General features: G+C 42.2%; 20 protein-coding genes and 1 pseudogene. 14 read left to right on the top strand and 7 right to left on the bottom strand.

Annotated features, from left to right (window positions below; all coding sequences use genetic code 11):
- The first annotated feature begins 1 nt into the window (after window position 1).
- From CHH48_RS03100 to CHH48_RS03065, 8 genes are all read left to right on the top strand, one after another.
- A complete protein-coding gene (locus CHH48_RS03100) occupies window positions 2-3,109 on the top strand; it encodes an AAA family ATPase (protein ID WP_095217860.1) in 3,108 nt (1,035 codons plus the stop codon).
- Window positions 3,110-3,122: 13 nt separating this feature from the next.
- Complete coding sequence (locus CHH48_RS03095) at window positions 3,123-3,371, top strand: DUF2584 family protein (protein WP_095217859.1); 249 nt, start codon at window positions 3,123-3,125, stop codon at window positions 3,369-3,371.
- 167 nt (window positions 3,372-3,538) lie between these two features.
- The gene (vrrA, locus tag CHH48_RS03090) at window positions 3,539-4,102 is read left to right on the top strand and encodes a VrrA/YqfQ family protein (RefSeq protein WP_095217858.1); all 564 of its coding nucleotides are present in this window, start codon (window positions 3,539-3,541) and stop codon (window positions 4,100-4,102) included.
- A 67-nt stretch (window positions 4,103-4,169) separates the two neighbouring features.
- Window positions 4,170-5,123 (top strand): peptide-methionine (S)-S-oxide reductase MsrA, encoded by a 954-nt coding sequence (gene msrA / locus CHH48_RS03085; protein ID WP_095217857.1) that lies wholly within the window; start codon window positions 4,170-4,172, stop codon window positions 5,121-5,123.
- 76 nt (window positions 5,124-5,199) lie between these two features.
- On the top strand, window positions 5,200-5,958 hold the full coding sequence (locus CHH48_RS03080) for a TerC family protein (protein WP_095217856.1): 759 nt from the start codon (window positions 5,200-5,202) through the stop codon (window positions 5,956-5,958).
- Between the two features lie 5 nt (window positions 5,959-5,963).
- Window positions 5,964-7,034 carry an AbrB family transcriptional regulator gene (locus tag CHH48_RS03075; RefSeq protein ID WP_095217855.1) on the top strand — a complete coding sequence of 357 codons (1,071 nt, stop codon included), beginning with the start codon at window positions 5,964-5,966 and terminating at the stop codon, window positions 7,032-7,034.
- Window positions 7,034-7,237, top strand: a complete 204-nt coding sequence (locus CHH48_RS03070) for a DUF6501 family protein (protein ID WP_095217854.1) — start codon at window positions 7,034-7,036, stop codon at window positions 7,235-7,237. The genes CHH48_RS03075 and CHH48_RS03070 overlap by 1 nt, the downstream gene beginning before the upstream one ends.
- 131 nt (window positions 7,238-7,368) lie before the next feature.
- Window positions 7,369-7,920: a histidine phosphatase family protein gene (locus tag CHH48_RS03065; protein WP_095217853.1), complete on the top strand. Its 552-nt coding sequence runs from the start codon at window positions 7,369-7,371 to the stop codon at window positions 7,918-7,920.
- Here CHH48_RS03065 and CHH48_RS03060 read toward each other — a convergent pair.
- Window positions 7,917-9,104: a M14 family metallopeptidase gene (locus tag CHH48_RS03060; protein WP_175073061.1), complete on the bottom strand. Its 1,188-nt coding sequence runs from the start codon at window positions 9,102-9,104 to the stop codon at window positions 7,917-7,919. The genes CHH48_RS03065 and CHH48_RS03060 overlap by 4 nt on opposite strands.
- Window positions 9,105-9,336: 232 nt before the next feature.
- Here CHH48_RS03060 and CHH48_RS03055 point away from each other — a divergent pair, with 232 nt between their 5' ends.
- Window positions 9,337-9,576, top strand: coding sequence for an indolepyruvate ferredoxin oxidoreductase subunit alpha (locus CHH48_RS03055; protein WP_095218085.1), 240 nt, complete (start codon window positions 9,337-9,339; stop codon window positions 9,574-9,576).
- Window positions 9,577-9,664: 88 nt separating this feature from the next.
- The gene (locus tag CHH48_RS03050) at window positions 9,665-11,176 is read left to right on the top strand and encodes an FAD-dependent oxidoreductase (protein WP_095217851.1); all 1,512 of its coding nucleotides are present in this window, start codon (window positions 9,665-9,667) and stop codon (window positions 11,174-11,176) included.
- A 36-nt stretch (window positions 11,177-11,212) separates the two neighbouring features.
- Here the strand turns inward: CHH48_RS03050 and CHH48_RS03045 are convergent, their stop codons facing one another.
- Window positions 11,213-11,485 (bottom strand): acylphosphatase, encoded by a 273-nt coding sequence (locus tag CHH48_RS03045; RefSeq protein WP_095217850.1) that lies wholly within the window; start codon window positions 11,483-11,485, stop codon window positions 11,213-11,215.
- Between the two features lie 115 nt (window positions 11,486-11,600).
- Here CHH48_RS03045 and CHH48_RS03040 point away from each other — a divergent pair, with 115 nt between their 5' ends.
- From CHH48_RS03040 to CHH48_RS03025, 4 genes are all read left to right on the top strand, one after another.
- A complete protein-coding gene (locus CHH48_RS03040) occupies window positions 11,601-13,118 on the top strand; it encodes an FAD-dependent oxidoreductase (protein ID WP_095217849.1) in 1,518 nt (505 codons plus the stop codon).
- Window positions 13,119-13,238: 120 nt separating this feature from the next.
- Window positions 13,239-14,387 carry an NAD-dependent epimerase/dehydratase family protein gene (locus tag CHH48_RS03035; RefSeq protein WP_095217848.1) on the top strand — a complete coding sequence of 383 codons (1,149 nt, stop codon included), beginning with the start codon at window positions 13,239-13,241 and terminating at the stop codon, window positions 14,385-14,387.
- 9 nt (window positions 14,388-14,396) lie between these two features.
- A complete protein-coding gene (locus CHH48_RS03030) occupies window positions 14,397-15,551 on the top strand; it encodes a glycosyltransferase family 4 protein (protein WP_095217847.1) in 1,155 nt (384 codons plus the stop codon).
- A 202-nt stretch (window positions 15,552-15,753) separates the two neighbouring features.
- On the top strand, window positions 15,754-16,725 hold the full coding sequence (locus CHH48_RS03025) for an NAD(P)H-quinone oxidoreductase (protein ID WP_095217846.1): 972 nt from the start codon (window positions 15,754-15,756) through the stop codon (window positions 16,723-16,725).
- A 500-nt stretch (window positions 16,726-17,225) separates the two neighbouring features.
- Here CHH48_RS03025 and CHH48_RS03020 read toward each other — a convergent pair whose 3' ends face one another.
- The 5 genes and pseudogenes from CHH48_RS03020 to CHH48_RS03000 all read right to left on the bottom strand — a co-directional run bounded on the left by CHH48_RS03020 (window position 17,226) and on the right by CHH48_RS03000 (window position 22,742).
- On the bottom strand, window positions 17,226-17,858 hold the full coding sequence (locus CHH48_RS03020; protein ID WP_095217845.1) for a type 1 glutamine amidotransferase family protein: 633 nt from the start codon (window positions 17,856-17,858) through the stop codon (window positions 17,226-17,228).
- Between the two features lie 75 nt (window positions 17,859-17,933).
- Window positions 17,934-18,896, bottom strand: coding sequence for a helix-turn-helix transcriptional regulator (locus tag CHH48_RS03015; protein WP_095217844.1), 963 nt, complete (start codon window positions 18,894-18,896; stop codon window positions 17,934-17,936).
- A 63-nt stretch (window positions 18,897-18,959) separates the two neighbouring features.
- Window positions 18,960-19,306: pseudogene (locus tag CHH48_RS03010) on the bottom strand (recombinase family protein); the annotation flags it as partial.
- A gap of 249 nt (window positions 19,307-19,555) precedes the next feature.
- Window positions 19,556-20,773, bottom strand: a complete 1,218-nt coding sequence (locus CHH48_RS03005) for an exo-beta-N-acetylmuramidase NamZ family protein (RefSeq protein WP_095218084.1) — start codon at window positions 20,771-20,773, stop codon at window positions 19,556-19,558.
- A 49-nt stretch (window positions 20,774-20,822) separates the two neighbouring features.
- Complete coding sequence (locus CHH48_RS03000) at window positions 20,823-22,742, bottom strand: glycoside hydrolase family 3 protein (protein WP_095217843.1); 1,920 nt, start codon at window positions 22,740-22,742, stop codon at window positions 20,823-20,825.
- Window positions 22,743-22,780: the final 38 nt, after the last annotated feature.

The following is a 22,780-nucleotide window of genomic DNA, read 5'->3' as shown; positions in this document are numbered from 1 at the left end:
TATGCGTGCCATTACATTGAATATGACCGCTTTCGGTCCATATCATAAACCACAGACCATTGATTTCAGAGAGCTTGGAGCAGAATCCATCTTCTTAATCACAGGTCCGACAGGTGCAGGAAAGACAACCATTTTTGATGCGATATGTTACAGTTTGTATGGACGGGCCAGTGGAAGTGATCGTGACCAAGATTCTCTTCGCAGCCATTACGCAGCACCAGGTGAAACAACAGAGGTACGATACCGTTTTGCACTTCGCGGTACGGAATATGAAGTCATCCGTTATCCGAAACAGCAGAAAAAGAAAGAACGCGGAGACGGCTTTACGGATGATCCGGCAAGAGCAGAATTTTATGAGTGGAAAGATGGGGAGCAGATACTCATCACTTCCAGGATCAAGGAAGTGAACGAGGCAATCGAAGAGAAAATTGGCCTCGATTATGAACAATTCCGTAAAATGATCATGATTCCTCAAGGAGAATTCCGGAAGCTCATCTCTGAGAACAGCAAAGAACGGGAAGAAATTCTTCAACGCATCTTCCGCACGTACTTTTATGAACGAATGACAGATGCACTAAAGGACGAAGCCAAACAACTGAAAGATAGTTTGCAGCAGACTGAATGGAAAGAACAGCAGCAAATCAGCAAAATCGAATGGCGTACACAGGAGCCAGCGGAGACAGACAGTGTACCCGAGACGATGCAGAAGCTGCAAATAGAACTTGAGGCTATAACAACTGCTGTTAGGCAGGGCGAGCAGGAACTTGTACAGCATAAAAATATTTGGCAGGAACGTCAGCAACAATATTATGAAGCAAAGCACCTTCTTGACACGTTCAAACAGTTGGAGCAAGCGCTTGTTCAAAAAGAACAGCTCGTGCACAAGCTTCCTGATATCAAACAAAAACAGCAGCGCCTTCATGATATGGAGCGCGCAAACCGCTTAGTGCCGTACGAGCAGCAGCTCGTCACCCGTAAACAGGAATGGCAGCGTCAAGTAAAAGCCCAGCAAGAGACAAAAGAAAGAAAAGATGTGCTAGAGCAGCGGTACACCACCATCTCCTCTTCTTACACAAAAGCAAAAGAGCAGGAACCGCAGCGAAAAAGCCGCCAAGAAAAGCTGCAGCTACAAAAGCAGCAGCTCGAACAATGGAAAGAATATGAGAAGCGCAAACTAGAGTTATCACGCCTTCAAAAGATGCTTGAAGATAAGCAGCAGCGTTTGCATAAGTTAAAAGAGTCACACACAGATAAAAAGAGCCAGCAAAATAAACTGGAACAAGATTTAAGCCAGGAAGCTGCTCTGATTCAAGCATTCTATGAGGATCAGGGAAAACTTGAGAAACTTGGACGACAATTGGAGGAAGCAGCGCGATTGAAAGATGCTTTCCGCCAGTTACAGGAAATGCGCACCGTTTATCAGCAAACCAAACAGCTGCTGCAAGAAAACGAGAACAACGTGCAGCAACTGCGGCGTGAGATTGCTGAGATGGAAGAAGCTCAGGCTGCCCATCACGCCGCCCATCTTGCCGGACAGCTTGCATCTGGTGAACCTTGTCCTGTTTGCGGATCTACCGAGCATCCATCACCGGCTCAGACAACAACACATATCCAATCATTTGAGATGCTGAAACAAAAGAGAATGATGCTCGAAGAGGCCCAGCGTGCATATGATGAAGTACAGAAAAAATATGTAGAAGCAAAATCGAATGGGCAGGCTATCCGCCAGGTGACAGATGAGCTATACCAGAACATCACTGGAGAAGCTTCTTATGATCAGATAAAACTGGATGAGCTGAAACAAGATATACAAACGAAAAAGGACAAAATAACTGGTTCCCTTCGTGTGAAGCAGGCAGAGCGTAAGCAGCTGGAACAGAAAAGACAGACACTTGAGCAGCTTAAACAAACGTTTGAACAAGAGCAGAAGGCCGCAGAAGAGCTCCAAAATGATCTGCGTATATTAGAAGAAACGTATACCCGCGCTGAGGCAGAAATAAGTTATCAACGCAAACAGCTGCCTGAAGTGCTTCAGGATCATTCCGAATGGGAACATCAAATCAAGCAAGAAGAAGCTGCAATCGAAGCTGCAAATAACGAATGGGAAGCATTGCAGCACCAATTCGAGGAGATCTCCAGAAGCAGACAGCAAATAGCAGCAGCTCTGGAATCAACTGCAAAATTCACAGCAGATTTGGAGCAAACATACTTCCAGGAGGAAAAAGCTTTTCTCGCTAAGCTCGAAGAAGCAGGATTTTCTGATACGGAATCTTTCAGGCAAGCCAGCGGTTCGGAGCTAAACGTAAGGAAGCTTCAAGAAGAATTGGAGCGGCATGAACAGCAGCGCCGCAGTGTTACTGAACAGATTGAGTCACTGCTCAAGCAAACCGATAAAAAGGAAAAGCCAGATTTAAATCTGTTTGAACAAGCAGTGACAGAAGCGGAGAAAGTATTCGAAGCAAAAAATAGCAGCCTGAATATGGCAAGAAGCTACGCCTCTCACCATAAAGATATTATGACATCCTTAATACGTCTTCAGGAAGAAGCCGCAGAGCAAAAAACACAGTATTACGATATTGGCGAACTAGCTAATTTAGCAAAAGGAGATAACAGCCTGCGACTTTCCTTTGAGCGCTATGTGCTAACCAGCTTCTTGGATGAAATCATTCTTCAGGCGAATATTCGATTAGAAGAAATGACAGATCACCGCTATCAGCTCCAACGAAGCGGGCAGATTGCCAAACGTGGTGCTCAAAGCGGATTGGATTTGGAAGTGATCGACCATCACACTGGACAGGAACGCCCAGTCAAGACATTATCCGGCGGGGAAGGCTTTAAAGCAGCATTATCGCTTGCTCTTGGCATGTCTGATGTTGTTCAAGCGCATGCAGGCGGGGTTGAACTCGAAACCTTATTCATTGATGAGGGCTTTGGTACACTGGATGAAGTGTCACTTGAGCAGGCCATTGACAGTTTGAAAGGATTGCAGGCGAGCAATCGTGTACTCGGCATCATTTCACATGTACCACAGCTGAAAGAGGAGATTCATACAAAACTGCAGATTGATACTTCGCCGACAGGGTCATCTGCAAAATTTATTTTCCAATAAGGAGGAAGACAATTTGGGAACACCAATCAATTTTGAAACAGTTCTGCGTACAGAAGGAAAAGAAAAACGAATTGACAGCAAAGAAAATATTTTTCAGCTAAAACTGCAGGGATATCATATATTTCCCCTTCATCAACCGATTGATATCAAGCGAGCGAAAGATACCGACGAAATTGGCAGAGCAATCATTGTCGAATTGACGTTGAAAGAGGAGCAAACTATTTGTACTTATCAGCTTGTTTCGTTATCAAGTGTCAATTAACGACATAATACCCTGCTTTAAAAGGAGATAGAGGGAGAATTTTGCGCTTGCCCGGGAAATAGGAGCTGGATAGGGAAATATATTGCCTGCTTACGGAATAGAATGGAACAAAATACTTCTTGCTTGCGTAGACTGGTAGAAATATTGACGTGAGAAGAGGTATGTGAATGGCAAGAAATCTATTCGGTCCTTCCGCCTTTGGGCGACGAGGCCAGCCACCTGTAAGAAGGAACCCATTTCTTTCCCACCAAAGAGTTGCACCTCAGCCCCAACCTCAGCCTCAGCGTACATCTGGCGGTTTACCTGGTGTTCTGCAAAAGATTCTCAACCGGGGAAGCAGAGGCGCACAAACTGGGGTTGGGGCAGCTCTTCCTGCTAGGAGCAGTTCTACTGGCGGAGTATCGTTACTTGACATGCTGAATCATACACAAAGCGCACTAAGAGCGGCTGAGTCCTTCATGCCGATGGTACAGGAATATGGGCCGATGGTGAAGAACTTGCCTTCCATGCTTAAGATGATGAAAGCTTTAAAGGACATCAACTTTGATGAAGACGATGAGGAAACAGCATCTGAGACCGAAGCAAAGGATAAGGATGAGGTAAAGGATAAAAGCGAGGAAGGCGAAGGCGACAAGATCTTAACCTCTATCTCTAAGGATGAAAAACCACCATCTAAACAGGAACCGAAGAAAAGCGGATCTGGAGAGTCTCTTCCGAAAATGTATATTTAAGCGTGCTACTTGATTTTTTTCTGCAAAAGAGGAAAATATATAGCATACGATGAAGGAGGGATTTATTATGGCATTACAACACGCTACCTTTGCAGGAGGCTGTTTCTGGTGCATGGTCGAACCATTTACGGAGCGCCCTGGGATCGAAGCAGTAGTTTCCGGTTACACAGGCGGCGACAAACCAAATCCCACATACGAGGAAGTGTGCTCGAACACAACTGGTCATGTCGAGGCCGTTCAGATTACTTTCGATCCAGATGTTTTCTCTTATGAGAAACTGGTGGAAACGTTTTGGCAGCAGATCGACCCGACAGATGCTGGCGGTCAGTTCCACGACCGTGGCGAATCTTACAAAACTGCGATCTTTTACCATGATGAACAGCAGCGGCAAGTGGCAGAGGCATCCAAAGCGAAGCTGCAGGAGAGCGGACGTTTCCAGAAGGATATCGTGACCCCGATCCTGCCTGCCAAGCCGTTTTATCCGGCAGAAGAGAAACACCAGGATTATTACAAGAAGAATAAGTACCATTATAAGATGTACAAGCGTGGTTCCGGTCGGGAGGATTTCATCAAGAAGAACTGGGCTCCTAAAAAGGACAAAGCGAAGCTGAGAGAAACATTGACTCCGATCCAGTATCACGTTACGCAGGAGAATGGAACAGAACGTCCTTTCGAGAACGAGTATTGGAACAATACCAAGGAAGGAATCTACGTGGATGTCGTATCCGGCAAAGCATTGTTTTCTTCCAAGGACCAATATGACGCTGGCTGTGGTTGGCCAAGCTTTACTAGACCGCTTGATTCATACGAAGTGAAGGAGAATATGGATCTTTCACACGGAATGGTTCGGACGGAGGTAAGATCGGCTGAGAGTGATTCCCATCTCGGTCATGTTTTCGATGACGGTCCGAAAGCGACAGGCGGATTGCGGTACTGCATGAACTCTGCAGCAATGAAATTCATTTCTGTCACCGATATGGAAAAAGAAGGTTATGGAGAGTATTTGTATCTCTTCAAGTAAATAAATACAGTAACAACAATGCTCTTGTTCGCTACACAATGGAACAAGAGCATTGTTTTGGACAAGGGGTAGGAGAATGGATTCTTCATTATTAATTGAATATGGCTGGATTTTGCTAGTCCTGATTGGACTGGAAGGATTACTAGCAGCCGATAATGCGCTTGTAATGGCGCTTATCGTAAAACATCTGCCTGCTGAACAGCAGCGCAAAGCTCTATTGTACGGTCTTGGAGGGGCGTTCATCTTCCGTTTCGCTTCCTTGTTCTTTGTCAGCTTCTTAGTGAACATTTGGCAAATCCAGGCTTTAGGTGCTCTTTATCTACTTTATATTTGTGTATCGAACCTTATTAAACTGAAGAAAAACAGCGGCGAGGAAGATGGCGAAAGTCCGTTCAGCAAGAAAAACTCCGGATTCTGGATGACAGTATTAAAAGTCGAATTAGCGGATATCGCTTTTGCGGTGGATTCTATTCTTACTGCAGTAGCACTTGCAGCTTCCCTATCAGCTACACCACTTCCTCATATTGGCGGAATGGATGGCGGTCAATTCCTTGTTGTATTAGCAGGCGGCATGATAGGCCTAATTCTAATCAGAATTGCGGCTTCTTATATCGTAAAAATCCTGGACAAGCGTCCTGGCCTTGAGGCAGCTGCATATCTAATCATCGGCTGGGTAGCAATCAAATTGGCTATCCACACATTGGCGCACCCTGCATTAGAGATCATTGCAGAACAATTCCCTGAATCTACGGGCTGGAATGCTACATTCTGGATTGTGATGGCTGTTATTGCCATTACCGGCTGGTTCTATAAACCTAAAAGCGAAAGAGCCTGACTTTGATGGGGGAAAACGGTCAATTACGTTCCATCGTAAAGTCTTATCTGATTGCCTTGATAGGCGGCGGCCTTTTCACTTTGCTGCATTTGCCGCTTCCTTGGATACTTGGTCCGGTAACGGGCCTTTTGCTCTCCAAAATCTTCTGGAATAACCGGACAGCTGCATCACAGCCGCTTCGTAAAGTGAGCTATTGGCTGCTTGGTATCCAGATTGGTAACACATTTACGGTGCATACATTCCATAATGTACAGCCTTATCTTTTGATCTATACACTTTTGACATTACTATTGATTGCAATTTGCATGGTCAATGCTTATATGGTGAGTAAATGGGTGAACGTGGATATGAAAACAAGCATGCTCGGCAGTATACCTGGCGGTTTGTCTGCTGTAACGGCACTGAGCGAGTCTATGAAGGCAAATACCGGCCTTGTGACCATATTCCAGACAATTCGTCTTGTCAGCATTCTATTCATCATTCCGTTTGCCGCTACGCATCTGTTCATGGATGCAGGGAGTCAAGGACCAGTACAGCTGCCACAGACAGAGCAAGGAGCTTGGTGGACAATCGGGTTATATGTCATCATGTACATAATCGCTCGTCTGACAAACAGAGTCATTCCATCATCGCTTGTTATCGTCCCGATGCTGCTTACAGCAATACTGCAAGTAAGCGGGATGCATTTGTATCAGTTTCCGCATCTGTTTTTTGTCGCGGCACAGTTGACAATCGGCGTCTACTTAGGTCATTCTATTTCTATAAGAGATTTAAAAAAAGCTGGCAGACTTTGTCTCTATTATACTGGTCTGTCTATACTACTTATTTTACTTTGCTTTGGACTAGGGTTTTTGTTCAGTAAGTTAACATCATTGAACATGGCTACCTCCGTGCTAAGCATGGCACCAGGAGGACTAGTTGAAATGGCGCTCACAGCACAGACAACTGGCGGAGACCCATCTATTGTCAGTTCTTTGCAGACGATCAGGCTACTTCTGGTCGTACTTATATTGCCGCTTCTGCTGCAATGGACGCTACCGAAGCTTGAGAAACATCAACGAAAGGAAGAAACGTAATGATCCATAAAAACTGGCAAGATACAGAAACAATCAAACAAGTGGAATGCATCCACACTAACGCAAAAAAATATGTTGTTAATACAACTCTGACACCAGGAAAGATCTACGATGTTAAAAATGAAACAGAAGAATTCATCTTCATCATCGACAACACGAACCGCGTTGGAGCTTTCAGGAAAGATTATTTCAAGGAAGTGTAATAAATTGACAGAGTAAAGGCTAACCTAGTAGAGGTTAGCCTTTTTTTGTTGGCTAGTTTTTTCCTATGCTTGTAATTGTCTAATGGTTAACCGATAATAAGGCTAAGCATAGCTAGAAGGAGATGGGGCTTGTGAAAAGGATTATTCTTGTTCGTCATTGCAATGCACAAGGACAGCATAAAGACTCGCCGCTAACGTATGAAGGAATCAATGAAGCCCGATTGCTTGCTGCTTTTCTAAAAAGGTTGGATTATCCAATTCAACGCATCCTCTCCAGTCCCTTCTTCCGGGCCGTCGAGACAATTAAACCTTTCGCCGATGCAGCAGATGTACCAATAGAGCTAGACCGGCGGTTGCAGGAGCGCATATTGAGCGAAGAACCTGTTGACGATTGGCTGGAAGTATTGGAAGAGTCGTTCGCTGACTTTGATATGCGGCTGCCTGGCGGTGAATCATCAAATGATGCCAGAGTCAGGGTACGTGCCCTGCTCGATGAACTGGAAGCAGAAGACAAACTGGAAAATGTAGTTCTAGTCACACATGGAAATCTTCTGGCAATCCTTATGAAGGAATTCCAGACTGATATAGGTTTTTCCCATTGGAAAGGTTTTTCTAATCCGGATGTATTTCTCGTGCAGCGCACTGGTGGCAGTTATATGGTCGAACGTATCTGGAATGCTTAAATAGTATCACTTGCGAGTATGACCATTAAAATGGTACACAGCTTTTCATAAATTGTATCAACTTGTTCAAGGGGCAAGGGATTTTGTCCTTTGCCCAGTTCAATCGTAAAGCCAGATCGCTGATAGGAACCAATGAACCAATCCTTGAATCCCGCATAATTATCAAGTTCCTTAACAGCTCTGTATCCGCTGATATGCTCCATTTGAGTCACTAAATCTTCCGTTGAAGGCGGCTCTTTTTCCTCAAAGCTCCAATAGATTTCCTCTCCTTGCGTATGCAGCGCCACAACAGAATCAAAATCTTCTGATACAACGAGCTCATACATACCGATTGATTCCGCTTCTGTCAAAGGCGTAAGGCCCGGAAAGTCGCGAGGTCCAGGCAATTTCGGTTTCCTCAGCTGCTCATATTCCCACTTGGCGGGATATTGTTTATTCAAATCCACACCTGCTATGTTTGCCTTCCACCCTTGAAAGTCATAAGAACCTTCGTTTAGGAAGTGGACAAGTTCTTCATAATCATACGCAGCCTTACTTCCGTGAATAACAAGATCAACACCATCCGGGTTAACCATTGGTACAATAGAGAGCGTCACATCACGATATAATTTGCTTGCAGGGTGCCCGAAAATCTTTTTGTCATGGGTGACTGCAAGCAAGTACTCATTTACGAACCGCATAAGAGCCAAAGAAGTGATCCATTCATTGCCGTGGAAACTCGCATTTATATGAATCTTTTTCTTTCCTTTGCCAATTTGGAGTTCCGTTACTGGTTTTCCCAGTATCGATTTGTATACTGTACGCATACGAAAAAATGGAAAAAGCTGATGAAGCGCTCTTATATCGTGAAGGCAAGTGGCATAATCATAGTGCTGACGGAAGCAAGTTACTGGATAGGTCACCCGCTGGGGGAGTACGAGCTCAGCACCTGCTGGGAAATAGGATGCGTTATACAATAGATGAACTAGTCGAAGCGGAAGCTTATAAGCAGATGCAAACACAGAATCTGTCATCTCCTTATCGAGTGTAACTGACTTGGGAGCATAGCCAGGGACCTGAATAGGGTGCTGTGATTTTACGTGCGTGGAAAGAAACGGATTTGCAGCGAACAGGACATACGTCGGGAGGTGGAATAGTGTTGCCACCGTGCTTAACTGACAGCTTTCCTGTAGAGTTATTTCCATCTGAATCGCCTCCTTTGCTACAGTGTATGTCAAGTATGAAGTATTTAGGCAGAACGGGCAAGCTGTCAAATATTGAGTACGCCCGTTGTTATTATCGAATATTGTTGTTATAATTTGAATCGATAGGGTATAAATACATATAGTTCGTTGTATTTTGCGAAGTCGCAGTATACCTGGATAAAAACCGCGTCGAATGATCGGTTCATTTATAGTAGTAGAGGAGGCTGTACACATGGCTTTTGTCATTACTTCTCCATGTGAAGTGGAGAAAGCCGGCGAATGTATGGAAGTTTGCCCGGTTGACTGTATCGCGGAAGGCAAAGATATGTTCTATATCGATCCTGACATCTGCATCGATTGTGGTGCATGTGAAGCGGTATGCCCAGTTGAAGCGATCTTCATGGAAGATGAAGTTCCAGCGGAAGAAAGTAAGTATATTGAAATCAACCGCAAGTTCTTCCAGGAAAACTAAGCAAATCCACTGCCAAGAGGCAGTGGATTTTTTTGTTTATCTTTTCCTCAAATAGGTTAAGTGTAACAAAAAAAGGAGTTGTCGCTATATGTCGACTGGCAAGCATGAATCTTATTGGATTGAAACAAGCGCGTTTCAGAACTACGAGAAGCTGCAAGAGGATACGGAAACAGAGGTATGCGTAGTCGGCGGTGGCATCGCAGGAATCACGACTGCTTATTTACTTACAAAAAAGGGCTACAAAGTCACTTTAATTGAAGCCTTGAAACTTGGCCATGGAACAACTGGTTATACAACCGCCAAACTGACAGCTCAGCATGACTTGATCTATGATCAGCTTATCAGCAAGTTTGGAGAAGAAACTGCCAGGATCCATTATGAAGCAGCAATGGAAACAATCGACTTCGTAAGGGAAACAGAAAAGGAATTGCAAGCAGACTTTCAATTGAGTGTAGAGCCAGCTTACGTCTTCACTGATGAAGAAAAAAATGTCCGCAAAATTGAGAAGGAATGGAACGCATATAAGAAGCTTGGAATACCAGGAGCTTTAGAAGATGAAATGCCGCTTCCTGTTTCCGTACAAAAGGCAGTAAGGATGGAAAATCAGGCGCAATTCCATCCGCTTCGTTTCCTTCAAGCAATGACAGCGTACATCAGCTCCCACGGAGGCCGTATCTACGAAGACACTCGTGCAGAGACGATTGAAGAAGGTGAACTAGCTACTGTTAAGCTGAAGGATGGCGGGAGTGTAACAGCCAAGCATGTGGTAATAGCTACTCACTTCCCATTTTATGATTTCAAAGGAGCTTACTTTGCACGTTTGGAGGTTGCACGATCTTATATTGTTGCAGGTAAAAGTCCACTTGCTTATCCAGGCGGCATGTATATCTCTATTGATAGCCCGTCCAGATCTGTGCGAAGTGCCCAGGATGAAAATGGAGATACAATTTGGCTGATAGGCGGTGAGGGACATCGCACTGGTAAAGGGAGCAGCATGAAGGAGCATTATAGCAATCTTCGTAATTGGGGACACTCTGAATTTGATATAGGTGAGTATGAGTATAATTGGTCCTCTGAGGACTTTATGAGCTTGGATCAGCTTTTCTATATCGGTCGTATAACAAAACGAACACAAAATCTGTATGTTGCAACCGCCTTCCGTAAATGGGGAATGTCAGGGGGAATCACTGCAGCAAAGGAAATCACTTCCTTGATTGAAAAAGGCAAGAGCTTGTACAACGATATCTATGATCCAGCGCGGCAGGACGCGTTAAAAGGAATCGGCTCACTAGCTAAAAACATGGTTGAAGTAGGTAAGGAGCTCGTGTCTGGTAAGCTTGAGAAAACAGAGAAGACCATTGAAGAGCTGGATCGTGGAGAAGCAGGGAAAATCCGGCAGAACGGAAAGCTTATAGGCATTTATAAAGATAACGAAGGTACTGTCCATAAAGTAGACACCACATGTACCCATATGGGGTGTGAAGTGCACTGGAATGATGCGGAAACGACATGGGATTGTCCTTGCCATGGCTCCCGCTTCAGAGCAAGCGGCGAAGTCATTGAAGGACCAGCAGTAAAAGACTTGAAAAAAGTAGATTGAAAAAAACGCTCGGCATAATAGCCGGGCGTTTTTAGGTTATCTTACTTCAAAACGTTTGAAGCCTTGCTGTTTTTCTAAGTATTTCAAATCTACTTGTTTCACTTTTACAAAAGTATTCGGACCTTTGCGGATCTGCTGGATGAATTGTTCCACTCGGTCTGGATCTCCCTCAGCATCAACTCGAACAGTACCATCTGCTTCGTTACGGACAAAACCTACTAATTCAAGATTTCGGGCTATTTCTGCAGCAGAAAGCCGAAAACCGACACCTTGAACCTTTCCGCCGACTATCATCTGTACACATTTCATCTCTATACCGCCTCCTTGCAGAAAGTCTTCCCTGATAGCGTATACAAAAAACGTCTGATTAACACATCATTTCTTTGGCAAAAATGGTGCTATTACAACAGATGGAGTGATAATCATGACACATAATAAAAGCTATTGGCGGGAGAAGACGGAGATTCCCCAATTTGAACCACTCCGTTACGACACAGAAAGTGACATCGTCATTGTTGGAGGTGGTATTACCGGTGTTGTCACAGGCTATATGCTTGCCAAGGAAGGTCGGCAGGTTACCATACTGGAAGCAGACAGTCTCTATAGCGGAACAACTGGCTATACGACAGCAAAGCTAACTGCACAGCATGGAATCATTTATGATGAATATATCCAGCATTTTAATACCGATACAGCTAAAACACATTATGAAGCTTGCATGAATGCGATCGAATTTGTCAAAGAGTCAACAAAGGACCATAACATTGACTGTCATTTAGCGGAACAGGACGCTTATATCTATACTAAGGAAAAGCAGAACATCAATAAGCTGGAGAAAGAATACGAAGCATATCAGAAGCTCGGAATCCAAGGAGAACTAACTGATTCGATTCCACTTGGCTTTGACATAGAGAAAGCATTGACTATGAAGGGACAGTATCAATATCATCCGCTGAAATTTCTTAATGGCCTGCTGCAAGTGTTTCTGGATAATGGAGGTAAGGTATATACAGATACTCCAGTCGACACTATTGAAGAAGGACAAGACCCCGTCGTCGTTACAAAGGGCGGATTGAAGGTAAACTGTAAAAAGGTAGTCGTCGCTTCTCATTTTCCATTCTACGACGGTAAAGGCTTTTACTTTGCCAGATTGTATCAAGATAGATCTTACGTAGTAGCTGCTAAGCCAAAAACGGCTTATCCAGGCGGCATGTATATCAATGCAGATACACCTTCCCGGTCTATACGCAGCATTGAAACAGAAGAACACGGCACCTTGCTTCTCATAGGCGGGGAATCTCACCGTACAGGCGAAGGTCATCCAGAAGAAACATACTATAAGGAGCTAACGGACTTTGCTGCGTATATGGGTACCGAGACTCCTATCTATATGTGGTCCGCACAGGATATCGTCACACTAGATAATCTTCCTTATATAGGACATATCAGCAAAGGCAACGATAATATCTTCGTCGCAACAGGATATCGCAAATGGGGAATGACAAGCGGTATCGTTGCCGGATTGGAAATTACGTCGCTTATTACAGCAGGTACCAGCCGTTACAAAAATATTTATCAGCCATCAAGGTTTCAGGCTGACCCGGATTTGGGTAGTGTAACTAAGAATGTTATGGAAGTGGCGAAGGAATTTGTGATAGGTAAACTGGAACAGCCTTATGAGTATGTCCCTAACCTGAAGCGGGGCGAAGCGACCAAAGTACGGTTTAATGGCCTTCTGCTAGGTGTCTATAAGGACGAAAGTGGAGAAATTCACCAAGTCGATACAACTTGTACCCATATGAAATGCGAAGTCAATTGGAATAGTGCTGAATCCAGCTGGGATTGTCCTTGTCACGGATCACGTTTTTCTGGAACAGGAGAAGTTCTCGAAGGTCCAGCGAAAAAACCACTAAAAAAATTGGACCGTGGGCTAAACAGTTAACAACTTGTTTACAAATTCTCAAATCTTCCTTAACACCATATTGTTTTTCATTGCAGCATCGTTAGCATATAATTGTTAACGAACGTACCAAGAAATGTTGATGTCACAGGAGGATGAGTCATGAAAATTGTTGTAGCTGGTGGAGATGGTTTCTGTGGATGGCCGACAGCGCTTTATCTATCCAAGCAAGGTCATGAAGTAGCAATCGTCGATAACTTAGTAAGACGTAAGTATGATGAAGAATTACGATCCAATTCCGTAACACCAATCTATTCCTTGAAAGAGCGGGTCGCGAAGTGGAAAGAGAAGACTGGCAAGGAAATCAAGACATACATAGGCGACTTAAATCATTATGATTTTCTAGCGGAAGTATTCCGTCAGACACAGCCTGACGCATTCGTTCACTTTGCGGAACAGCGGTCAGCTCCGTACAGCATGATTGATCGTGAGCATGCTGTCTATACACAGCAGAATAATGTGATCGGCAACTTGAATGTACTTTATGCAATCAAGGAATTCGCTCCATCTTGTCATCTGATCAAGCTTGGTACGATGGGAGAGTACGGTACCCCTAATATCGATATTGAAGAAGGCTATATTGAAATCGAACATAAAGGCAGGAAGGATAAACTGCCATTCCCGAAACAGCCGGGATCTTTCTATCACTTATCCAAAGTGCATGACAGTCATAACATCATGCTTGCTTGTAGAATCTGGGGCATTCGTGCAACAGATTTGAACCAAGGTGTCGTATATGGTCTTCACACAGAAGAAACAAAACTCGATCCGGTTCTAGCAAACCGATTTGATTATGACGGTGTCTTCGGTACAGCATTGAATAGATTCCTCATTCAGTCTGCTACCGGCCATGACATCACTGTTTACGGCAGCGGCGGTCAGACACGAGGCTTCTTGAATATTACCGATACGATCCGCTGTGTGGAAATCGCTGCAGAGAATCCAGCAGATGCAGGGGAATTCCGTGTATTCAACCAATTCACGGAGAGCTTCTCTGTGAAGGAGCTTGCTGAGAAGGTGCAGAAAGTCAGCCGGGAGAAAGGTCTTGATCCAGAGATCAAATCTATCGAAAATCCGAGGGTGGAAGCAGAGGATCATTACTATAACGCGGTAAATACAAAGCTGCGTGATCTTGGTCTCGAGCCTAATCTGCTTACTGACGATGTGCTACGCGAGATTTTGGAGACGGCTCTTGAACATAAAGATCGCGTCATTAAAGAAAATGTGCTTCCTACGGTTACGTGGAAATAGGAGTACACTTTGAAAATCGTCATTATCACCGAGACATTTCTGCCATCGACTGACGGTGTCGTCACCCGGCTCACCGAAGCGATTAAGTACCTACGCAGCCAGAAGCATGAAGTCGTCGTCATTGCTCCGGATTTAGGTGTAACTGAATATGAAGGTGCGCTTGTGGAAGGGGTTGGAACAGTAACAATGCCATTTTACCGTTCCAAGAAATTCTCCATGCCGACAAGACGTATTAAAACTCTGCTGGAGAAGCACAAGCCGGATCTCGTGCATGTAGCGAATCCGGCCTTAGTCGGAGTAGCAGGAATCCATTATGCACATAAGAAAGGACTGCCGCTTTTGGCATCCTATCATACGCATGTACCGAAATACCTTGATTACTACAAGCTTTATAAACCTTTGAAACCATTATTCTGGTGGCATTTCCGAAGGCTTCATAATACAGCTGACATCAATCTGTGTACGTCTGCTGCTATAAAGCAAGAGCTTGATGCGCATGGCTTTGAGCGGATGCATGTGTTGCGCAGAGGTGTCGATGTAGAGAAGCGTCATCCGGATTTTTATTCAGAAAGTATGCGTGAGCGGCTTTTGCAAGGAGACCATAGTAAGAAACTGCTCATCTTTGTCGGTAGACTGGCAATTGAGAAGGAAATCCATAAGATTCGTCCTTTATTGGATGAACGGGATGACTTAGCATTAGCTATTATCGGAGACGGTCCAGCACGTAAAGAATTGGAGAAGATATTTGCGGGAACAAACACGCTATTTACAGGCTTTCTTCATGGAGAAGAGCTATCCCAGGCGTTTGCTTCTGCTGATGCTTTTCTGTTTCCGTCTATTACCGAGACACTAGGTCTAGTCATACTAGAAGCAATGGCTTCCGGAATTCCTGTCATTGCTGCTAAAAGCGGACCGACATTGGAACAAATAGAGGAAGGTAAGACAGGGTTCCTCTTTGAGAATGAAGATGTAGCGAGTATGAGTAAAGCGGTTGGTAAACTTGATAATCAAGATTTAACAGCTAAAATGAAACAGAATGTACGAATTGAAGCTGAGAAGCATTCCTGGACGAATGCTTCTAGTGAATTATTCGATTACTATTTAGAGACTATTCAAGCAAGATCCCCCGTATATCAAGCAGTGCAAAACCCGAGCTCCAGATAACGGAGCCGGGTTTTTGCATGTTTAAGCTTTTTATCATATGGTTAACAATAAGAAAAAGCACACGAAATGAGGTGCAGCAGCATGAAATTCTTCAAAGGACTGCTAATCGGGATCTTGTTAGCTATACCATTCTGGATAGTGCTGATTTATTTACTTTTCTTCCGTAAAGGTTGAGAATGAAGAGTGAAAGGGAGTAATAACTATGAAAGCAATCACATTACAAGGTTTCGGCGGCACAGAGAAACTAAAACTGGAAGAAGCCGATAAACCTAAAATAAAACCAGACGAAATTCTTGTCTCCGTAAAGGCTTCAGCAATTAACCGTGCAGATATAGAAAAAAGAAAAGGAAATTACCCTTCAAGTGATTTTGATCCAATTTTAGGATTGGAAATTGCTGGTGTTGTGGAAGAAGCAGGAGAGGAAGCATACGGATGGGAAAAGGGAGAACGTATATTCGGACTCATTCCATCCGGCGGCTACGCAGAATACGCTGTACTTAACAGCAAGCTTGCAATGCCCATTCCGGAGCATTTGAGCTACGAAGAGGCAGCGGCGGTGCCAGAAGTGTTTATGACAGCTTATCAGACGCTACATTGGCTCGGTGAGCTTAAACAAGGTGAAACTGTCTTAATTCATGCTGGTGCTAGCGGCGTCGGAACAGCTGCCATTCAATTAGCTAAACAAGCAGGTGCAACAGTTGCAGTTACAGCCGGATCTAAAGAAAAGCTTGATTTCTGCAAAGAACTAGGCGCTGACATCACCATTAACTATAAAGAAGAAGATTTTGCTGAAAAACTTGCCGATACAGGTGCTGATGTTATATTGGATTTCATTGGAGCAACATACTGGGATCAGAATATAAAAACGCTCAAAACAGATGGCAGATTGATCTTAATTGGTTTCCTAGGTGGTACAAAGCTTGAAAATGCGAATATCACGCCATTACTTGCAAAACGCTTACATGTAAAAGGAACATTATTAAGTACAAGAAGCATTGATTACAAAGCCAGATTAACGGCTGATCTGATTGATAATGTATTGCCATTATTTGAATCTCAAGCAATCAAACCAATTGTCGACAAAGTATTTCCGTTAGCAGAAGTTGCAGATTCGCATGAGTATATGGAAAGCAACAAGAACACAGGCAAAATTGTATTACATGTAGCAGATTGATAAAAAAATCAGATTGTGCAGTAAACTCGTTGCGCAGTCTGATTTTTTTATTTTGTCTCACTATCTTAAGAATACTTGGATTATGAGATGTGAAACAGCATTTTTCTATAACTTCCGATAATATATATTATGTAAACTAAGTTATTTAATAACGATTACTAATAGTTAACTTACTTCGGCTTACTCCTTCATATCAAATATCAATGATTTGCAGTTGTGGATTCACCTGTACTTATTATAAATTCTCTTTCTCACAGTATTATCGAGCTCTGTTCTTTGATATCCCTTTAATTTCAGCTGTCGATAGCTACTGTGTTTCCAGATGATATTTCTTCATTTGTTCTGGATAAGAACTAATGTTCATCGTTACCTGCGTTAGTTTTATTAAACACTATTGTTCTTACTCCATAAGCATTATATTCAAATACCATGCTTTGACATTGTCTAAAGCATGGTATTTATTTAAACTAATATAAATCTGCTAAGTTGCTTTTTTTAGCTCATCTATTTATTGAATCCATTAACTGGAAGAAGTATTCGGGTTTATGAGTCTTATTTAGGTTATACCATGAATGTAATGCATCTGGTGCAAATACATCTATTTTTTTCAGTACCTCCATTGCAAATTCCAGAGGAGCTATTCCTGATGCAGTAACTAAATTCGCATCAGATACCGCAGATTTTAACTTATAGAACTTTTCTCCTTTATAGTTAGGACATACCATTTTAGTATATTCTAAGTTATTACTTGTATGCTTTCTAGTATCTAAGTATCCCATATTCGCAAGGCCTTCAGTTGCACCACAAATTGCAGCAACAATAGTGCCAAGCTTTAAAGCTTGGCCAATTCTATCCAAGATAGGTTGATGAATTTCTTCACTCCAAGAATTCCCTCCTGGTAAAATTAAAAGATCTGTATTATCAAGAGTACATTCTTCAAGGGAAATATCTGGTTCTATGCTCAGTCCTCCCATAGTAGTAATAATTTCTTTATTAGCTCCTACTGTAATTACTTTTAAAGGTGCTAAATCTTTTTTGAAATATCTTCCTGAGTTTAGTTCAGCAATTAAATATCCATATTCCCAGTCCGACATTGTATTAAATACATATAGAAAAACTTTTTTTGTTTGCATCTAATAACACTCCAATCACAATTGATATAGCCAAATATAACAATACTTCCCTGACATCTAGCGTCAGGGAAGTATTCAAATTTGATGAAAATTTATTAATTCCGACAAAACTTCAATCATTCTTTTCTTAAGGCTGATTGGCTCAATAACTCGAATAGATTTACCGTACGTTAAAAGTAAATAAGGTACATATGTATGTATCATATCTTTCTCAAGAAGAAATACTGCTTGATTTGAATTCCACTCTTGTAAATAATGTCCTAAAAACCAATGTTGGCTGATATCTGCCAATACACTTTTATCCCCTTTAATAACCAAAGAAATAATCCCTTCTTTATTTTCGATAGTTGGAAGAAGATTTTTCATAAAAAAGTCACGTGCTGAAAAATTTTCTGGCCGGTTAAACTTATTTTCGGTTAGCATTAGATTTTCAATTCGATCTACTCTAAAACTACGGATATCATTCCTAAGATGACAAAATCCAATTACATACCACTTATTATTCCAATAGATAATTCTGTACGGATCGACCAATCTATAATTTAATTGCTTTTCGCCACTTTTACGGTAAAGAATTTTTACTGAGTACCCGTCAGCTACGACCTGCTCCAACTCCTTCAAAAAAGTTTCCATAGAGAGTGAACTTAATCGACTTATTACTTCAAGACTAGTTAAATGTTGGTTTATCTTTGTTTCCTGCTCTTGATTTGAGTAATTGCTTAGTTTTGAAATGGCCCTATTTAGTGCTTCACCTCCATAATATCCGGCTTCTTCTGCAAAAACAGCAGCGTGAAATAGTGAAGTTTGCTCCTCAAAATCAAAAAAAAGAGGAGCCTCAATAAAATTGTTCAGTAAAGTGTATCCACCGTTATGTCCTGGTTCTGAAATTATAGGTACGCCACTTGTTGAAATTGTATCAATATAACGATACACAGTCCTTATATTCATCTCTAACTTTTCTGAGATTTGTTTTGCAGTAATTTTTTCACCTGAACGAAGCATCCATAGAATTGCTAACACATTGTCAATTTTAGCCATATAATTCCACCTCTATATGAAATTTATTTTCCATTTTATATTTCCGATTTTTGGTATAACTGATCAACTGTTCTTTTCCGATAGCTTTCTATATAATGAGTCCTAGACACATTTGTAATTTCACAAATTTGATTTACAGTCATATCTCCCTCTTTATAAAGCTTTACTGCACTATTCATTCCTGCATGATTTTTATGGTACTTCTTTAACCGACCTTTAAACTTTCCATCTTTCTTAGCCAGTTCAATCCATTCACGCTGCCGCATACGGATAAGATCACGTTCTAATTGGTTTATACCCGCCATAACCGTAATTAAGAATTGGCTGTAGGGATTATCTTCTGATAAATCTAGCCATGTATCTTTTAAGGATTTTAAATTTGCCTTTTTACTCCGTATGTTATCGATTAAATTGTCGCTATTCCGCTGTAAGTAATTCTCTACCTCTCGCCATTTTCATACAGTATCATCTCGTTTCTGTGATTATTCAGTTAATTAGTTCAATTATATATCAATAGAGTGTACAAGTGATCGCTTCCCCATGTTAATACCCCTTGGAGACGTCCGCTTCAGCTGCCTTTTTCAAAGTCGATGGAGAAACAAGTATTTTCCTATACTAAGAAAGGGTGAATCTCAATGATTTCACCCTTTCTTAAACAATTACTTATAAATTAAGTACTCTTTTCGAACCTTCTTAAATTCATGCAGTTCTTTCTGATGTCCTTTCATGATTTCTTCAACGGATGCCCCTTCAAGAATCATTGTTCTGACCCGATCGTTTCCAATCAATTTATCAAAGAAGTTGTTTGAAAGAAATTCGAAATCGTCCGGATACATGTCATGAATTGTTTTAATGATGTAAAGTCCTGTAGTTACCGCATCGAAATCAGCGCGATCTGTTACATAAATTTCAACACCATGGCTGAGTTTTCCAGCGTGTTTTGAAGATGTCGGTGTAAAGGATGCAGCCCTGAATTTCACACCTGATAGACTAAGTGAGTTCAATTCTGCAGCAAGATTTGTGCTGTTGATAAAAGGTGCGCCTATCAGTTCAAATGGCTTGGTTGTTCCCCGCCCTTCTGACAGGTTTGTTCCTTCAATTAGACCAGTTGCAGGATAAACAAATGTTGTTGATACTGTCGGCATATTTGGTGACGGTAGGACAAATGGAAGTCCAGTATCATCGAAATCCATGGAACGCCTCCAACCTTTCATTTTAACGACTCTCAAATCTGCTCCAATATTAAATTCTTCGTTGAAGAAGGAAGCAAGCTCTCCGACTGTCATTCCGTGCTTTGTTGGAATTGGATACATCCCTATAAAAGAAGAGAACTCAGGCTCAAGTACAGGACCATCAACTGTAAGTCCGCCTTGAGGATTCGGACGGTCAAGCACGACAATTGGAATATTGTTTTCTTTTGCTGCTTCCATGGCATAAGCCATTGTGTAGATGTATGTGTAATAGCGTGTGCCGACGTCCTGAATATCAAAGACAAGCACTTCTACGTTTTTAAGCATTTCAGGTGTTGGTTTTCTTGTTTGTCCGTAGAGACTGTATACAGGTAGTCCTGTTTTTTCGTCAATATAAGATTCAACATATTCCCCTGCCTGAGCATCACCGCGTACGCCATGCTCAGGGCCGAATAAAGCTGTCAGTTCAATATCCGAATCATCATGCAGCAAATCAACAATGCTGTTCATTTTTGAGTCAATACCGGTCGGATTGGTGATTAAGCCAACTTTTTTGCCTTTTAAAAGTTCTTTCTGATCATCTAAAAGGACCTCAACACCAGGCGTTACTTTATTATCTTTCTTTTTTTTATGGGCAGCAACCTCTTTGTCTGCAGGAAAAGCACTTAGAACGAGCATCAGCATCATGACCAGCAACAATCCCCTTTTCAATGGAACTCCTCCCCTTTAAATCGGATTATTTAAGCAGCTTGCCTGAACGAATATCGAGTCCATAACCATATGGGTAAAGAATTTCTTCAGGTTGATTGACAGATGGAATATCTACTGGTAATTTACCTTTTGGCTTTGATTCACCAAAAATCGTTTTAATACCGGCCGGAATGTTCGGCTGTCTATATGCTCCATTTGAATAGCCTTTAAAACCATAGACCGCAAGCACAGCTTTTGCTTCTTCAAAATTTCCGACATCATAAGGATTGCGCAGACTCATTAACACAAACTTTTTATTCTTTGCTTCAGCATCTTTCATGACAGCTCTTGGAAAAGCCGTTGCCCATTTGCTTGAATCCTGAATACTATCATCAATGACGCCATCGTTTACAGCAGGGTCATTTTTCACAACATAGGAACCGGTAATAACATAGTCTGCTTCATCAATCATGGCTGCCACCTCTTCATTGAAAGACTTTTCAGAGAAAGCATAGCCAGTAATTTCAACATCTTTCTTCTTGCCTTTTAATTCATTTATGCTTCTTGTCATCGCTTCTACTTGATCATCAAATGGAGCGAGCACAAGAACATTGTCACCTTTTTTCGGTTTAAAAGGGAGTGTCTTGTCTTCGTTTTTCAAAAGAGTAACAGCATCCTCCGCCATGTTCTTTTCTTTCTTCAAATGCTCCTTGTTGCCTACTACTTTTAACGATTTAGTTACTTTTTCTTCAATTGGTGCTTTGGCAGGATCCAAAATACCGCGTTTTTCTTTTAATTTTAGAATTCTCTCAACCGATGCATTTACTTGCTCCATTGGGAGTTCTCCGGATTCGATTGCTTCTAGTACTGCGTTATAAACGGAAGCCAAATTCTTTTCCATTTCCAAAGAGTTTACTTGTGCAGGCATTAACGCAATATCTACACCTGATTTTAAAGCTAATACTACGGCTTCTTCCTGGCCAAAGTTATCTGAAATCGCTTTCATATTAAGAGCATCTGTGACAATGACACCCTCGAACCCCATTTCCTCACGTAGCAAACCTGTCAAAACTTTTTTGGAAAGTGTGGCTGGAACCAAAATCTCCTGACCGTCTTTTTTGCTGATATACGTTGTATCATCAAAAGCAGGAAATTGAACGTGTGCTGTCATAATCATATCTACGCCTTCATCAATTGCATTCTGAAAAGGCAGAAGCTCTACAGCCTGTAATCTATCCTTGTCATGCGTAACAAGCGGCAGACCATAATGACTGTCAGTAGCGGTATCGCCATGTCCGGGAAAATGCTTTGCCGTAGCAGCAACATTCTGGCGTTGCAGTCCTTTTATAGTCTGAATACCTAGCGTTGAGACGAGCTCTGGATTAGAGCTGTATGAACGGACACCGATTACAGGATTTTCAGGATTGTTGTTTACATCCAATGACGGGCCGAAATTTACATTCACACCAAGAGACGATAATTCTTCCCCAATGATTTTGCCAGTTTGATAAGCATATTTTTCACTTCCTGTTGCACCTAACGCCATGTTGCCGGGTAGGTTCGTTCCCGTTTGTAGACGTGTCACGATTCCGCCTTCCTGATCAATGGTGATGAAGAGCGGTAGTTCCGGGCTTGCGTTTTGCAAGCCATCTATTAAACGGACTGTTTGCTTAGTACCCACGACGTTTTCGGCAAATAGGATAACGCCTCCTAAATGATATTTCTGAATGATAGTTCCCACTTCATCATTCATCTCTGTAAAACCAGTTGCTTTGCTTTCCCCTTGCTTTTGCCAGTTGCGAAAGTCCGGCATAAGCATTTGACCCACTTTTTGTTCGACCGACATTCCTTCAACAATTGCCTTCACATCTGTTTCAGCCTTCACATCTGTAGGTTTGATTCCAACTAAAGCTGTAACTGAAAGAACTGCAACCAAAGCGGCCGCTGCCCATTTCTTTTTAAACATATTCCCATCCCCTTATGAATTATTTGATGCTAAAGCTT

The sequence above is a fragment of the Terribacillus saccharophilus genome, from assembly GCF_002272075.1.
In the GTDB taxonomy this organism is placed as follows: domain Bacteria; phylum Bacillota; class Bacilli; order Bacillales; family Amphibacillaceae; genus Terribacillus; species Terribacillus saccharophilus_A.
The sequence above is the reverse complement of the archived record's forward strand: the minus strand, read 5'-3'. Positions and strand labels throughout refer to the sequence as shown.

Excerpts from the sequence above, each read along its gene's own strand:
- CHH48_RS03100 (WP_095217860.1), top strand. The coding sequence starts at position 2 with ATGCGTGCCATTACATTGAATATGACCGCTTTCGGTCCATATCATAAA.
- vrrA (WP_095217858.1), top strand. The coding sequence starts at position 3,539 with ATGGCAAGAAATCTATTCGGTCCTTCCGCCTTTGGGCGACGAGGCCAG.
- msrA (WP_095217857.1), top strand. The coding sequence starts at position 4,170 with ATGGCATTACAACACGCTACCTTTGCAGGAGGCTGTTTCTGGTGCATG.
- CHH48_RS03080 (WP_095217856.1), top strand. The coding sequence starts at position 5,200 with ATGGATTCTTCATTATTAATTGAATATGGCTGGATTTTGCTAGTCCTG.
- CHH48_RS03075 (WP_095217855.1), top strand. The coding sequence starts at position 5,964 with ATGGGGGAAAACGGTCAATTACGTTCCATCGTAAAGTCTTATCTGATT.
- CHH48_RS03070 (WP_095217854.1), top strand. The coding sequence starts at position 7,034 with ATGATCCATAAAAACTGGCAAGATACAGAAACAATCAAACAAGTGGAA.
- CHH48_RS03060 (WP_175073061.1), bottom strand. The coding sequence starts at position 9,104 with ATGGAAATAACTCTACAGGAAAGCTGTCAGTTAAGCACGGTGGCAACA.
- CHH48_RS03055 (WP_095218085.1), top strand. The coding sequence starts at position 9,337 with ATGGCTTTTGTCATTACTTCTCCATGTGAAGTGGAGAAAGCCGGCGAA.
- CHH48_RS03050 (WP_095217851.1), top strand. The coding sequence starts at position 9,665 with ATGTCGACTGGCAAGCATGAATCTTATTGGATTGAAACAAGCGCGTTT.
- CHH48_RS03045 (WP_095217850.1), bottom strand. The coding sequence starts at position 11,485 with ATGAAATGTGTACAGATGATAGTCGGCGGAAAGGTTCAAGGTGTCGGT.
- CHH48_RS03040 (WP_095217849.1), top strand. The coding sequence starts at position 11,601 with ATGACACATAATAAAAGCTATTGGCGGGAGAAGACGGAGATTCCCCAA.
- CHH48_RS03035 (WP_095217848.1), top strand. The coding sequence starts at position 13,239 with ATGAAAATTGTTGTAGCTGGTGGAGATGGTTTCTGTGGATGGCCGACA.
- CHH48_RS03025 (WP_095217846.1), top strand. The coding sequence starts at position 15,754 with ATGAAAGCAATCACATTACAAGGTTTCGGCGGCACAGAGAAACTAAAA.
- CHH48_RS03020 (WP_095217845.1), bottom strand. The coding sequence starts at position 17,858 with ATGCAAACAAAAAAAGTTTTTCTATATGTATTTAATACAATGTCGGAC.
- CHH48_RS03015 (WP_095217844.1), bottom strand. The coding sequence starts at position 18,896 with ATGGCTAAAATTGACAATGTGTTAGCAATTCTATGGATGCTTCGTTCA.
- CHH48_RS03005 (WP_095218084.1), bottom strand. The coding sequence starts at position 20,773 with ATGATGCTGATGCTCGTTCTAAGTGCTTTTCCTGCAGACAAAGAGGTT.
- CHH48_RS03000 (WP_095217843.1), bottom strand. The coding sequence starts at position 22,742 with ATGTTTAAAAAGAAATGGGCAGCGGCCGCTTTGGTTGCAGTTCTTTCA.